Origin of the sequence: Rufibacter sediminis, from assembly GCF_014269285.1 — a bacterium.
Lineage (GTDB): Bacteria > Bacteroidota > Bacteroidia > Cytophagales > Hymenobacteraceae > Nibribacter > Nibribacter sediminis.
Genome location: NZ_JACOAF010000044.1, coordinates 370,058 through 383,231, shown reverse-complemented (window position 1 = coordinate 383,231; position 13,174 = coordinate 370,058). Strand labels below are relative to the sequence as shown.

Annotated in this window: 13 protein-coding genes; 8 read left to right on the top strand and 5 right to left on the bottom strand. The window is 51.8% G+C overall.

Going from position 1 to position 13,174, the window contains the following annotated elements:
- The first annotated feature begins 278 nt into the window (after nucleotides 1-278).
- From H7U12_RS20150 to tsf, 7 genes are all read left to right on the top strand, one after another.
- Nucleotides 279-971 (top strand): response regulator transcription factor, encoded by a 693-nt coding sequence (locus H7U12_RS20150; protein WP_186641475.1) that lies wholly within the window; start codon nucleotides 279-281, stop codon nucleotides 969-971.
- Nucleotides 946-2,061 carry a sensor histidine kinase gene (locus tag H7U12_RS20145; RefSeq protein WP_317170803.1) on the top strand — a complete coding sequence of 372 codons (1,116 nt, stop codon included), beginning with the start codon at nucleotides 946-948 and terminating at the stop codon, nucleotides 2,059-2,061. The genes H7U12_RS20150 and H7U12_RS20145 overlap by 26 nt, the downstream gene beginning before the upstream one ends.
- 173 nt (nucleotides 2,062-2,234) lie before the next feature.
- Nucleotides 2,235-2,948: an RluA family pseudouridine synthase gene (locus H7U12_RS20140; RefSeq protein ID WP_186641474.1), complete on the top strand. Its 714-nt coding sequence runs from the start codon at nucleotides 2,235-2,237 to the stop codon at nucleotides 2,946-2,948.
- A 604-nt stretch (nucleotides 2,949-3,552) separates the two neighbouring features.
- Nucleotides 3,553-4,002, top strand: a complete 450-nt coding sequence (gene rplM, locus H7U12_RS20135; protein WP_186641473.1) for a 50S ribosomal protein L13 — start codon at nucleotides 3,553-3,555, stop codon at nucleotides 4,000-4,002.
- Nucleotides 4,003-4,019: 17 nt separating this feature from the next.
- Nucleotides 4,020-4,406, top strand: coding sequence for a 30S ribosomal protein S9 (rpsI, locus tag H7U12_RS20130; protein ID WP_186641472.1), 387 nt, complete (start codon nucleotides 4,020-4,022; stop codon nucleotides 4,404-4,406).
- Nucleotides 4,407-4,430: 24 nt separating this feature from the next.
- The gene (gene rpsB, locus H7U12_RS20125; RefSeq protein ID WP_186641471.1) at nucleotides 4,431-5,192 is read left to right on the top strand and encodes a 30S ribosomal protein S2; all 762 of its coding nucleotides are present in this window, start codon (nucleotides 4,431-4,433) and stop codon (nucleotides 5,190-5,192) included.
- Nucleotides 5,193-5,344: 152 nt separating this feature from the next.
- On the top strand, nucleotides 5,345-6,178 hold the full coding sequence (tsf, locus tag H7U12_RS20120; RefSeq protein WP_186641469.1) for a translation elongation factor Ts: 834 nt from the start codon (nucleotides 5,345-5,347) through the stop codon (nucleotides 6,176-6,178).
- 241 nt (nucleotides 6,179-6,419) lie between these two features.
- On the opposite strand, the gene H7U12_RS20115 is transcribed toward tsf, so the two are convergent.
- Both H7U12_RS20115 and H7U12_RS20110 read right to left on the bottom strand, forming a co-directional pair.
- The gene (locus tag H7U12_RS20115) at nucleotides 6,420-6,572 is read right to left on the bottom strand and encodes a hypothetical protein (RefSeq protein WP_186641467.1); all 153 of its coding nucleotides are present in this window, start codon (nucleotides 6,570-6,572) and stop codon (nucleotides 6,420-6,422) included.
- Nucleotides 6,573-7,290: 718 nt separating this feature from the next.
- On the bottom strand, nucleotides 7,291-8,637 hold the full coding sequence (locus H7U12_RS20110; RefSeq protein ID WP_186641465.1) for an NAD(P)/FAD-dependent oxidoreductase: 1,347 nt from the start codon (nucleotides 8,635-8,637) through the stop codon (nucleotides 7,291-7,293).
- Between the two features lie 299 nt (nucleotides 8,638-8,936).
- On the opposite strand from H7U12_RS20110, the gene H7U12_RS20105 reads away from it, so the two are divergent.
- Entirely contained in the window at nucleotides 8,937-9,794 is an 858-nt protein-coding gene (locus H7U12_RS20105) for an urease accessory protein UreD (protein ID WP_186641464.1), read from the top strand.
- 6 nt (nucleotides 9,795-9,800) lie between these two features.
- Here the strand turns inward: H7U12_RS20105 and ureG are convergent, their stop codons facing one another.
- From ureG to ureC, 3 genes are all read right to left on the bottom strand, one after another.
- Nucleotides 9,801-10,553, bottom strand: coding sequence for an urease accessory protein UreG (ureG, locus tag H7U12_RS20100; protein ID WP_186641463.1), 753 nt, complete (start codon nucleotides 10,551-10,553; stop codon nucleotides 9,801-9,803).
- Nucleotides 10,554-10,584: 31 nt separating this feature from the next.
- Nucleotides 10,585-11,262 (bottom strand): urease accessory protein UreF, encoded by a 678-nt coding sequence (locus H7U12_RS20095; protein ID WP_186641462.1) that lies wholly within the window; start codon nucleotides 11,260-11,262, stop codon nucleotides 10,585-10,587.
- A 135-nt stretch (nucleotides 11,263-11,397) separates the two neighbouring features.
- On the bottom strand, nucleotides 11,398-13,174 hold a 1,777-nt coding region (gene ureC / locus H7U12_RS20090), incomplete at its 5' end, for an urease subunit alpha (RefSeq protein ID WP_317170802.1).

Sequence of the window (13,174 nt, the reverse complement as noted above, 5' to 3'; positions counted from 1 at the left end):
GAAGACGCTGTTAGGTACATCCTTGCAGCGTCTTTTTACTTTAAGGCACTTTTGCCAAAACCTGCCTGAAAGTCCCTCAGGCTTACCCCAGGAAAGCAACTGAATATTAAGAAATTGTTACTAAATACCACCCGGCTGGCAAATGAAGCGGCCGCCAACAACTAATCCCTATCTTTGCCTGAGAATTCAGGTTGCGTAAGCCTATTCCGCTGTGCTTATACCTGATTTTCAAAGAGATTACAGTAAGGCATGACTCTTTTTTAAGCAAACCGCATTGTATGCAAACGTCGGCTAAATACAAGATTCTGGTAGTGGACGATGATCCAGACATCGTGGAACTGTTACAGTACAATCTGGAGAAAGAAGGCTACGAGGTGGCGCACGCCCAGAACGGCCAGCTTGCCTTGGACGTGGCCCGCAAATTCACGCCAGACATTATTCTGCTGGACGTGATGATGCCCGTTATGGACGGGATAGCGGCCTGCCGCCAGTTCCGGGAGAACCCCAAGTTCAAAGACACGCACATCCTGTTTCTGACGGCCCGCTCCGAGGAGTTCTCTGAGGTAGCCGCCTTTGACGCCGGAGCCGATGACTTCATCGTGAAGCCCATTAAACCCAGAGCCCTCATCAGCCGGTTAGCCGCGTTTAAGCGCCGTGACACCAGCCAGGGCGGAGATCAGGTGCCCGTGATTGAGATTGGCGGTCTGCGCATTGACCGCACCAGCTTCATGGTGCACAAAGGCGAGCAAAAGATCACCCTGCCCAAAAAAGAATTTGAATTATTGTCGTTTCTTGCGGCTACACCCAACAAAGTATTCAGCCGTGACGAACTGCTGAACAACGTCTGGGGGAACGATGTGTTTGTGATTGCCCGCACCGTGGATGTGCACATCAGGAAAGTGCGCGAGAAAATAGGCGAAGACCAAATAAAGACGATAAAAGGAGTTGGCTATAAATTCAACACCGACTAAACCTGCCGCGGCCGGACCTCCCGCCCCGGCCACGCCGCCCAGAGGCACCCAACTGAGTTCGCAACGCATCGCCATCCTCATCTCGGTGCTGGTGGCGCTGATCATTGCCATTTACCTGGGGGTATCGCCCTACCTGGAGTTCAGGCAGCGGGTGCTGGCCCTGGCGTTGTCTTTCTCCTCCTGCTTTTTGCTGGTCTATTTCTCCTACGAGGCCCTCATCTTCAGGGAAATCAACAACATCTACGCCAGCCTGGAGAAGTTCAAGCGCAAGGAGTTCAAGCAGATGAGCACCAAATTCCTCTTCCGGCCAGATCCGTTGCAGCGCATCAAAGACGAAATTTACCTGCTGGCCGAACGCAACCAGAAAGAGATAGAAGAACTCAAACGTCTGCAAGCCATGCGCCGCGAGTTCCTCGCTGATGTGTCCCACGAACTTAAAACGCCTATTTTCGCGGCCCAAGGCTTCATCCACACCCTGCTGGACGGCGCCATGGACGATGAACTGGTGCGCGACAAATTCCTGAAGAAAGCCGCCAAAAGCCTGGACGGCCTGGATACGCTGGTGCAGGACCTGATCACCATCTCGCAGTTGGAGAAAGGCGTGATCCGGATGAAGAAATCGACGTTCGACCTGAATGAACTGGGGCAGGAAGTCTTTGAGCAGCTGGAAAACAAAGCCAATTCCAGAAACATCCGCCTCCATCTGTTGAACTCCCCAGACGAAAGCTTTGAGGTGATCGGGGACCGCGGCCGCATCAAACAGGTCTTGATCAACCTCATTGACAATGCCATCAAGTACGGCTCTGAGAACGGTAACATCTGGCTCTCGTTCGAGGACGGCAAGAAAAAGACCCTGGTGACCGTGCGGGACGATGGCCCGGGTATTCCCAAAGAGCACCTGAACCGCATCTTTGAGCGTTTCTACCGCATTGACAAAAGCCGGACCAGAGATGTATCCGGCGGAGGATCGGGGTTGGGTCTGGCCATCTCCAAGCACATCGTGGAGGCGCATAAATCGGCCATTGTTGTTTCTTCTGAAGTGGGCGAGGGCACCACGCTGCGGTTCAAGCTGACGAAGCAGAAAGCCTGACAGGCGGGTGTTTTCACCTTCTTTTCCGGAAAACGGGCGATAAACACAGCTCCGGGCAAGATGAAAATATTCGGTACCTTTGCGTATCTGCAACAGCGGCCGTCGTTTTTGCCTTGTTTTCGTAAAAGCAGGTCAAAAACGGCTCGCCCGTCTGCCGTTACACAGCCATTCCTATGAAGTTACCCGCTTTCCGCGACCTTATTATTTTTGAGAACGACGACTATATTGTTGTCAACAAGCCTCCCTTTCTGGCTACCCTGGAAGACCGTTCGTTCAACGCCACCAACTTGCTTACCCTGGCCCGCCAGTACCATGATGACGCCCAGGCTTGCCACCGCCTGGACAAGGAGACGTCTGGGTGTCTGGCCATCGCCAAGAACCCCGAGGCGTACCGGCACCTTTCCATGCAGTTTGAGAACCGCCAGGTCAACAAAGTGTACCACGCGGTGGCCTGGGGCAGCCATGAGTTTGAGAACCTGCTGGTAGACCGCGCCATTCAGCCGGGCCTGAAGGGAATTGCCAAACTGGCCTTCAAAGGCAAACCCGCGCAAACCTATTTCACTACGCTGGAGAAGTTTAGCCGCCACACGCTGCTGGAATGCAAACCCATCACCGGACGTATGCACCAGATTAGGTTGCACCTGGCCTACCTCAAAGCCTCCATTGTGCAGGACGAAATGTACGGCGGCGAGCCCCTGTATCTCTCCAGCCTCAAGCGCAAATTCAACCTGGCCAAAGGCACCGAGGAACAGCCCCTCATCAAGCGTTTCGCGCTCCACTCCTACCAACTAGGTTTCACCCTGCTCAACGGCGAGCCGGTCACCGTCACCGCCGAGTACCCCAAAGACTTTGACGTGCTGCTGAAGCTGCTGCGCAAGAACGGTTAGAAATATTGCTGATTGCTGATTGTTAGTTTTGATTGTTGATTGTTAGATGCTGATTGTTGGTTATTAACTCACAGTTGCTCTTGCAGTAAGACCTCACTAGCAGCCCGCAGCAGCAAGTTTTTTTTCACTGGCGCGAGTTTGCAACTCGTGCCTACCGATGCCGGATAGTCTCTGACTATCCTCGCTGCCGCAGCGAAACCGGTACTTCTGATTTTCCCTCTATGGCGCGGAAGTTACTTCCGTGACTTGCCGAATCTGTAAGTCACGGAAGTAACTTCCGCGCCATAGTAATTACAACTCGAACCAAATGACGTCCGCCGCTTCGCTCCCAATACTAGCGGTCAACCAGATCCTCTCCTCAGGCTTATAAAGCTTTTCTGGCCAGATCGTTTTGAGGCTGTTTTACCAGAAACGGCCCTAAAATAACAAGTGCTACTCTCCTAAATGCTTCACACCCAAGTCTTCTCCTGAGAAAAGCACCTGAATTCTGCTGATTTTCAAGGGAATAAATAACAATACTGTTGCACACGAAAAAGAAAGCTTGTATCTTTGTGACCATTTTCAAGAAAAAGCATACATTCTTTTCACTCGTTAACCATTTACAATGGACCATTTAAGTTATAAGACGCTATCAGTTAATAAGGCGGCCGCTAATAAAGGCTGGGTAGTGATAGACGCCGGAGACTCAACCCTTGGCCGTGTGGCCTCTCAGATCGCGATGATTCTTCGCGGCAAAAACAAACCTTCTTTCACGCCTAACGCTGACTGCGGCGATAGCGTGATCGTGATCAACGCGGACAAAGTTCGCATGACCGGTAAGAAGTGGGATAAGAAAACCTTCGTGACACACACTGGTTACCCAGGTGGTCAGCGCACGTTCACTCCGCGTGAGTTGAAAGCCAAATCTTCCACTCTGTTGGTAGAGCGCGCGGTACGCGGTATGTTGCCAAGAACCCGTCTGGGCCGTGAGCAATTCCGCAACCTGTTTGTGTACGCCGGTGCTGAGCATCCGCATGAGGCACAACAGCCTGTTTCAGTAAAACTTACAAAATAATAATCTAGACATATTTAATGGAAGTTCTCAATACATCTGGTAGAAGAAAAACCTCGGTGGCGCGCATTTACATGACGTCAGGGCAAGGGAATATCACTATTAACGATAGAGATATTAAGGAATACTTCCCTAGTGAAGTATTGCAAACCATCGTTCAGCAGCCGTTGGCGCTGATTGAGGCGGTTGGCAAATACGACATTAAGGCGAATATCAAAGGCGGTGGCGTAGCTGGTCAAGCTGAAGCCCTTCGTTTGGCTATCACCAAAGCTTTGGTGGAAGAAAACGCTGAGACCCGTCCAGCCCTGAAAAAAGAAGGATTCTTAACGCGTGACCCCCGTATGGTGGAGCGTAAGAAATTCGGTAAGCGCAAAGCTCGTCGTTCCTTCCAGTTCTCTAAACGTTAATATATCATCAGCTGTATCAATATCATGGCTAATACCACATATAAAGAATTACTGGACGCCGGTGTACACTTTGGTCACCTTACCAGAAAATGGGATCCTAAAATGGCTCCGTACATTTTCATGGAGAAAAACGGCATCCACATCATTGACCTGAACAAAACCTTAGTTTCCCTGGACGAGGCAACCAACGCTATCAAGCAGATTGCTAAATCGGGCCGTAAGATTTTGTTTGTCGCCACCAAGAAACAAGCACAGGACATTGTGGCTGAAGAGGCAAAACGCCTTAAAATGCCTTACGTGACCGACCGTTGGTTAGGTGGTATGTTGACTAACTTCCAGACGGTTCGTAAGTCTTTGAAGAAAATGTCAACCATTGACAAAATGGTGAAAGAAAACACCGCTTACGCCGCCATGGCGAAACGTGAGCGTTTGATGTTGTCTCGTGAGCGTGAGAAACTTGACCGTGTGTTGGGTGGTATCGCTGACTTGTCACGTCTCCCAGCTGCTCTGTTCGTAGTGGACGTGAAGCGTGAAGGCATCGCCATCAAAGAAGCACAGAAACTGAACTTGCCCGTATTCGCGATTGTGGATACCAACTCTAACCCAGAGACGGTAGATTTCCCAATCCCGGCAAACGATGACGCTTCTAAATCTATCTCCCTCATCACCTCTTTGATTGGTAAAGCCATTGAAGAAGGTCTGTCTGAGCGGAAAGTAGACAAAGAAGATTCTGACAGAAAGCGTTCAGAAGACGAAGGCATCCAGGAGAAAATTGAGGCTGAATAAGCTTTTGATCTCTTTATAGCATTGTAAAAGAAACTGAACATCAGGAAGCCTGGCCACTGATGTTCAGTTTCTTTTTACCCAAACGGGTGTCACCGGCTCCGGTAAGCCCCTCCTAGTAAATCTTATTAACCGTAATTCTTAATAAAAGAACAATGGCTATTACAGCACAAGATGTAAACAGACTTCGTCAGGAAACTGGCGCTGGTATGATGGACTGCAAAAAAGCGTTGACTGAAGCCAACGGCGATTTTGAGACTGCCAAAGATATCCTGCGTAAGCAAGGTCAGAAAATTGCCAGCAAGCGTGCTGACAACGCAACTTCAGAAGGAGCTGTGTTGACGCAGGTAAACGCTGACGGTACCGTTGGAACAGTGATCGCACTGGCTTGCGAAACTGAGCCAGTATCTAAAGTAGAAGACTTCAAAAACTTGGCTCAAACTGTATTGGCGGCTGCTGTTTCCAACACGTCTGGTACCAAAGAAGATCTGTTAGCTACGCCACAAGCCGATGGCCGCTCCCTGCAAGACCACATCACTGACCTGATGGGTAAAATTGGTGAGAAAATTGACGTAGTTTCTTACGAGACTGTTACTGCTGAGAGAGTTGTTGCCTATAACCACTCTAATGGTAAACTGGGTGTATTGGTTGGCTTAACCAACACCAGCGGAAACGATGTAACTGAGGTTGGGAAAGACGTGGCTATGCAGATTGCGGCCATGAAACCAATCGCGGTTGACAAAGACGGCGTGGATGCAAATACCATCCAGCGTGAGATCGAGATCGGAAAAGAGCAGGCTCGTGCCGAAGGCAAACCAGAAGAAATGCTGGAGAAAATTGCGCAAGGTAAACTGAACAAATTCTACAAAGAAAGCACTTTGTTGAACCAGGAGTTTGTGAAAGACCCATCTGTAACCATTGCCAAATTGTTGGATAACACCTCCAAAGGCATGACCGTTACTGAGTTCAAGCGTGTAGCCATCGGATAATCTGATCGCACGAGATTTCTCTTAAAGGCAAAAGCCCCGCTGTCAAGTACAGCGGGGCTTTTCTTTTGAATTCATTATTTGATTGATTAAGGAATAAGAGTATTCCCCGCAAATCTGGTTACAGCAACGTACCTACTCAAAGGGAACCTCTGACTTATAAGTATAGATTTTGTTATAGAGCCAATGTAGATATACGGATGTACGGCACGTCAGATTACGTTTCTGTCAGATTCTTAACGCATTAGTTACCTGCAGACATAGAAGCTCTTTTCTCAAGTTGAGATACTTGTTCACCAAGTGCAGTGTTTTTCTTTGCACTGTTTGCTTTTAATTGCTCTTTTCTCAATCTCTTTTCAGCAGAGATGTAGCTCAGGAAGGTAGCTTTTGCTTTCATAACTTAAAGATTACTGATTAAACAATGATATTATTTATGGTGTGAATAGGTTACAAAGGGTATTTCTAGCGATGATTTGCAGGAGCTGACTCCCTTATTTCTCTCCTGAACAGAGAGCTAATCTTAATCGTTCGCTTGAATTGAAATTAAATAACAAAAAATATAAATCGTATAGATACTTAATACTAATTATTAATAACTAAGTACAAAGACATTTAATAAGGTGTTTTAGTTGCTCTTCAGAATCTAAAAGTCCCATTATATCCTTTTGTTGATCTAATATAGTACAAAATTTATAGCGTGCAAAATATTATTTACTAAATTTTATAAATTAATAGATAATACCTAAAAACAGGTATTAAAATACTTGCTTAAATGCCATCCAATAAGTTTCAGTAGGAATATTACCGTTACAGCTAAAGTGACTACTTAGAAGCTAAGCAAAGAGAAAACGTAGCTTTCACCACCCACAACGCCACCAAACCTAGCTTCTGAGCTTTGTAGAGATGAATGCAAGCGAAGCTTTTGCAGGTGCATTATCCTTTTTACGGCATTCTGAAGCAGGAAGAGCCTCATAGAAGCGCACAGACATGCGTTTTAGGTATCTGCCGAGATAAATAAGAACCAGTTTTGACAAAACACGCTTAAAACGCAAAAGGGGGCTGCTTTCCGCAGCCCCCTTTTGAACAAGAGAAATCGGGTTTTACCCCGGGAATGGTTAATCCAGGTCCGCCTGTTTCCTGACGAACTCTTGCCCGGCAATATCATCTTTTCGGAGGAAGGGCCTGATAATCAAGCGGGTTCCGTTCTCGTAGGTAAAGAATTTGTACACCCAGTTGGCAAGTACTATCAATTTATTCCTAAATCCGATGAGGTAGTAGATGTGCACGAAGAGCCAGGCCATCCAGGCGATGAATCCTTTCAGGTGCATGTTCTTGGGCAAGTCAGCCACGGCTTTGTTTCTCCCGATGATGGCGAGCGATCCTTTATCGAAGTACTCAAACGGCTCTAAGGGTTCTCGCCGGATGATGTGGCGGAGGTTCTTGGCCAGGTGCTGCCCTTGCTGGATGGCAGGCTGCGCCACCCCGGGATGCCCCTTGGGCCATTTCTCGGTCTTCATGTAGGCGATATCGCCAATGGCAAACACATCCGGGAACCCAATCACCTGGTTGAAGTGGTTGACCAGATAACGGCCGCGCTCACTGGCTTCGGGCGGCAACCCTGCCACCTGCGCCCCAGATACGCCGGCGGCCCAGATAAGGGTCTGCGTCTTGATCTGCTCGCCTCCTTTGAAGGTCACCACCTCCCCGTCATAGGACTCCACCAGCGTATTCAATTTGATGTTGATCCCTACCTCCTCCAGATACCTTTTGGTGGTAGCACTGGACTCTGGTGACATGGGAGGCAACACCCGGTCAAGGCCTTCTACCAGGTAAATGTTCATGCGTGAGAAGTCCATGCCCGGGTAGTCATTCGGCAGCACGTGCTTCCGCATCTCGGCCAGGGAACCGGCCAACTCCACGCCCGTAGGGCCACCGCCCACAATCACGATGTTCAGGAGGCTTTGCCGCACCTCGGGGTCCTTGATCATGTTGGCCTGTTCAAAGGACTGCAGCAACTGGCTCCGGAGGTTCAGGGCATCCGGGACCTGCTTCAGAGGGAAGGAGTATTTCTTGATCTGCTCATTCCCGAAGTAGTTGGACTTAGTACCCGTGGCGATAATCACAAAATCATACGGCAGATCACCTACCAGCGTAGAAACCGTTTTAGAGGCCGGGTTGATGCCAGTCACTTTCACCTGCCGGAAATGGAAGTCTTCGTAGTCTTCGTCAAACATCTTGCGGAGCGGCTCTGCAATCGCGTCTGGTTCCAGGCCGGCAGTGGCCACCTGGTACAGCAGCGGCCAGAAGCCGTGGTAATTCTGGCGGTCAAACATCACCACCTGGAATTCTTTTCCAGACAGCTTTCTTGCCACGTTGATTCCGCCAAATCCGCCCCCAATGATCACCACCCTTGGCTTGGTAGTATCCGGGATGTTCAGGGTAAGCTCTTTTATATGAAGCATAAGCAGTCAATAGAAGTTTAAGGAAAGCCGCAAGGGCACTTGGGCGTTCATTTATCCATAGACTTATACTGTATTTTGAGTATATAAGATATTCTATTTAGAGAGAAGTTGCTCCCCGGATGCCTTTTACCCGGAATTTGGGAGAAGGACATCGTTTTGAGGCTCTTTTCATGAAAACGGCCCTGAAACGGCCTGAGCATAAGCTGGCTGAAACACCGGCAGTACACCTCTCCCACTTAGAGGGCCGGATAATGGCTTTCTGCTCTTTCTTCTCTAATTTACAGGCCAATTCAACGTAGATGGAGAGAAACACACAGTGGAGCGAGGTGGAAGTGGCGCTCACCCAGGGGAAATCACGGCTGGTAACCAGCAAGAGCCTGCAGCCTTTGAAGCTGCTCAACCCCGGCTCCTCCTACCCTGGCTGCCACGTGGTGCTCTCCAGTTACGGCGGCGGCATGGTGTCCGGTGATCAGATCAACCTCAGAATTACCTGCGGCGCCCAGGCCAAGCTTTTCGTCAGCACCCAGGCTAACACCAAGATCTTCAAAAGCACCAACGGTGCCACTGCAGAACAGCACATCACCGCCCAAGTAGCCGAAAACGCCTTGGCTGTTTCGTTCCCGGACCCGGTGGTGCCGCAGGAGCATAGCAGGTTCAGGCAGACCCAGCATTGGCATTTGCACCCTTCGGCGCTACTGCTGGTGGTGGACTGGTTCCACTCAGGCCGGATGGACCAGTCTGAGCGCTTCCAGTTCTATTCCTTCTCTTCTGAGTTGAAAGTAAGCGTAGGAGAGAAACTGGTGCTGCTGGACCGGTTTTCCTTTTCCCCTGAGGATCATATCGCCACCTCACCCGCCAACTTTGACGTGTACCAGACCATGTTCTCGGCGTATCTGGTGGGCCCTCCACAAGATGAAAGGTTTGCCGCGCTGGCCCAGGCTTTCCAGGAACTGAAAATGACCAGTAACCGCCACGTGACCTTCCACATCTCCGATCAGGATCACGTGATCTCGGTTTCCGAAGCGAGAGAAGGCGTGTACCTGCTGCGGGCCATGGGCAAAAGCCGCCAGGATCTGGAACCGATTTGCCAGCACCTGCTACAGACGCTCAGCACCGAGGCGTTTTTCGGGTACAATCCCTTGGAGCGGAAATATTGACCTGAGTTACCGCCGCTCTTCCCGCACTGAGTCCAACGCTTTCTCCTTCGCTTTGAAAATATGGTCAATAATCACGTCCAGGTTATAGCCGTCCAGCGCGCGGGCTAACACAAACGGGCCTTCGCCCCGCATCTTCAGTGAGTCGCGCTCCATCACGCCCAGATCAGCGCGCACCAGATCCGCGATGTCAATTTTGTTGATCACCAGCAAGTCTGACTGCGTGATGCCCGGCCCACCTTTCCGCGGAATCTTGTCGCCGCCCGAGACATCGATCACATAGATGGAATAATCTACCAGTTCCCGGCTGAAGTGGGCCGCCAGATTATCGCCGCCGCTTTCCACAAACAGCAGGTCAATCTCGTTGTTGAACTTGGTCATGAGCCCTTCCAGCGCATCCATGTTCAGAGAGATGTCCTCGCGGATGGCGGCGTGCGGGCACCCGCCGGTCTCCACGCCCACAATGCGGTCCTCAGAGAGCGCGCTGTTCCGGATGAGGAACTCAGCGTCCTCGCGGGTGAAGATGTCGTTGGTGACCACGCCCAGTTTGTAGTCGTTCCGCAGGCGCTCGCACAGAGCTTTGAGCAGGGCGGTTTTGCCCGTGCCCACTGGCCCGCCTATGCCCACGGTGAACGCCCGCTTCCGGAAGTTGCGGTACGGCGGCAGTTTGCGGGTCTCGCGTTCCTCAAAGTTGCCCGGTGATTCATAGAACTCGTGGGTGTGTCCGTGCAGCAGCAGTGCTAGTTTATCTACAAAGGCCATTTTTCAATGAGTGAATGAGTGGTTGAGTAATTTAATTCTGGAACAACTTAGAGTAAATATCTTCCTGCAGCACCTGCGCCGTGTCCAGCATAAACGCCGATCTTGTGGCTTGGGTGTACGCTCTGCCCGCCTGGTTTTGGAGCAGATTTTCAAAAATCGAGTAAAAATCGTGCTGCAGCTTGTGGCCCTCCATCGGGCCGATGAAACCCAGCCGGATGGCGGCGCTCACCTGGTCCCGAAGCGCCATGTGCAGGTACATAGTCTGCAGATCGGAAAGGTCAAACTCCACCCGCTTGAGGCACAGCGCGAAGACCAGCACAAAATGGGTGGGCAGTTCCTGTTCCTCAAACCACCGCCGCACCTCCGGCATGCCCGAGGCCGGATAGAAAGACGCCAGCAGCTTCATCCAGTTTTTTCCCTGCACCACGCTGGCTTTCCGGATGGTAGGCACCAGCATCATAGCATCGTATTCCTCGGCAATGGTTTGGAGCTCGGAGTTCAGATCTGGGACTGGCAGGTGAAAGCACGAGTTCAGAAACGGTACTTCCATGCCCACCACCTGCTGCAGGTACGAGTACAGGTAATGCCGCAGCCCCAGCCGGTCTTTGATCAGCCCGAACGTGATGCTGCTCTCCAGCCCGTAAGAATAGGCAAACGAGCCGGTGGGAATGGAGGAATCCACGAGGTGCAGCAGCCGGGCGAATTTCATTTGTAAGACGCTAAAGTATGGATGTTAGATAGTAGACGATGCTTCTGTTTTGGTGCCGTTTTGATGAAAACAGGCCTGAAACGCATGGGATCAGGAATACGGATCAGATCACCATTTGCCGCTATTCATATTTATTTAAAACAGGTTGTACAACTGGGCCAGGGGCAGCTTCTCGGCGGGTTCGCAGGAGAGGTGCACGCCGTCAACGGTCACTTTGTAGGTTTCAGGGTCTACCTCTATGTTGGGCAGGTAGTCGTTCAGGGCCATGTCTTTCTTGGTGACGCTGCGGCAGCCTTTCACGGCCACCACCTGCTTCTGCAGGCCGTAGTGCTGCTGGACATACTCCACTGAGGCCTGCGAGACAAACACCATGGACGTCTGCCCGATGGCTTGGCCGAAGGAACCGAACATGGGTCTGGACAAGACCGGCTGCGGCGTGGGGATGGAGGCGTTGGCATCTCCCATCTGCGACTGCACAATGATGCCGCCTTTGATGATCATCTCGGGCCGGGAGCCGAAAAACGCGGGTTTCCAGAGCACCAGATCCGCCAGTTTACCCAGTTCTACGGAGCCGATTTCCTGGGAGAAGCCGTGCGCCCGCGCCGGGTTAATGGTGTATTTAGCCACGTAACGCTTCGCCCGGAAGTTATCTGTCTCCAGGTCCTTGCCAGCATCTTCTGGCAATTGGCCGCGCTGCTGTTTCATTTTGTGGGCCGTCTGCCAGGTGCGGGTAATCACTTCGCCCACGCGCCCCATCGCCTGCGAATCTGACGAGATGATGGACAGCGCGCCCATGTCATGCAGGATATCCTCCGCGGCGATGGTCTCTCCCCGGATGCGGCTCTCGGCAAAGGCCACGTCCTCGGGAATGTTCTTGTCCAGGTGGTGGCAGACCATGAGCATGTCCAGGTGTTCGTCAATGGTGTTCACCGTGAACGGCCGCGTGGGATTGGTGCTGGACGGAATCACGTTGGGTTCGCCGCAGATTTTGATGATGTCCGGGGCGTGTCCGCCGCCCGCGCCCTCGGTGTGGTACGCGTGGATGGTGCGGCCCTTGAACGCCGCCGTAGACGTCTCCACGAAACCGCTTTCGTTCAGGGTATCGGTGTGGATGCAGACCTGCACATCGTACTGCTCGGCAATGGAAAGGCAGGTGTCAATGGCCGCGGGCGTGGTGCCCCAGTCCTCGTGAAGTTTGAAACCCAGCGCGCCGGCTTCCACCTGCTCAATCAGCCCCTCGGGTTTAGACGAGTTGCCTTTGCCCAGAAACCCGAAGTTCAGCGGATAGGCCTCCGTGGCCTGCATCATCATCTTGATGTAGAACTCGCCGGGCGTACAGGTAGTGGCCGTGGTGCCCGCCGCCGGTCCCGTGCCGCCGCCCACCATGGTGGTCACGCCCGAGGCCAGGGCCTCGTTGATCTGCTGCGGACTGATGAAGTGGATGTGGCAGTCAATGCCGCCCGCCGTCAAGATCAGGCCCTCCCCGGCCACCACTTCCGTCGTCACGCCCACGGTCATACCCGGCGTAACACCCGGCATAATGTGCGGATTTCCGCCCTTCCCGATGCCCGAGATGCGCCCATTCTTAATCCCGATGTCGGCTTTGTAGATGCCGGTGTAGTCCAGGACCAGGGCGTTGGTGATGATCAGGTCCAGCGCCTCGGCCTGTCCGATGCCCGCCGCCTGGCCCATCCCATCGCGAAGCACTTTGCCGCCCCCGAACTTGCATTCCTCGCCGTAGACGGCATAGTCCTTTTCAACCTCAATCACCAGATCGGTGTCTCCGAGGCGAACCCGGTCGCCCACAGTGGGTCCGTACATTTCGGCGTAGGCGCGGCGGTCAAGGGGAAGGCTCATATTGTATTGCTGATTGTTGGTGGTTGGTTGTTTTGGGGCCGTTTTTTGGAAAACA

What these genes read in the sequence shown, in the direction of transcription:
- rpsI (WP_186641472.1), top strand. Translation starts at nt 4,020, where the DNA reads ATGGAAGTTCTCAATACATCTGGTAGAAGAAAAACCTCGGTGGCGCGC.
- rplM (WP_186641473.1), top strand. Translation starts at nt 3,553, where the DNA reads ATGGACCATTTAAGTTATAAGACGCTATCAGTTAATAAGGCGGCCGCT.
- ureG (WP_186641463.1), bottom strand. Translation starts at nt 10,553, where the DNA reads ATGGCCTTTGTAGATAAACTAGCACTGCTGCTGCACGGACACACCCAC.
- H7U12_RS20105 (WP_186641464.1), top strand. Translation starts at nt 8,937, where the DNA reads ATGGAGAGAAACACACAGTGGAGCGAGGTGGAAGTGGCGCTCACCCAG.
- H7U12_RS20150 (WP_186641475.1), top strand. Translation starts at nt 279, where the DNA reads ATGCAAACGTCGGCTAAATACAAGATTCTGGTAGTGGACGATGATCCA.
- H7U12_RS20095 (WP_186641462.1), bottom strand. Translation starts at nt 11,262, where the DNA reads ATGAAATTCGCCCGGCTGCTGCACCTCGTGGATTCCTCCATTCCCACC.
- H7U12_RS20110 (WP_186641465.1), bottom strand. Translation starts at nt 8,637, where the DNA reads ATGCTTCATATAAAAGAGCTTACCCTGAACATCCCGGATACTACCAAG.
- H7U12_RS20140 (WP_186641474.1), top strand. Translation starts at nt 2,235, where the DNA reads ATGAAGTTACCCGCTTTCCGCGACCTTATTATTTTTGAGAACGACGAC.
- tsf (WP_186641469.1), top strand. Translation starts at nt 5,345, where the DNA reads ATGGCTATTACAGCACAAGATGTAAACAGACTTCGTCAGGAAACTGGC.
- H7U12_RS20115 (WP_186641467.1), bottom strand. Translation starts at nt 6,572, where the DNA reads ATGAAAGCAAAAGCTACCTTCCTGAGCTACATCTCTGCTGAAAAGAGA.
- rpsB (WP_186641471.1), top strand. Translation starts at nt 4,431, where the DNA reads ATGGCTAATACCACATATAAAGAATTACTGGACGCCGGTGTACACTTT.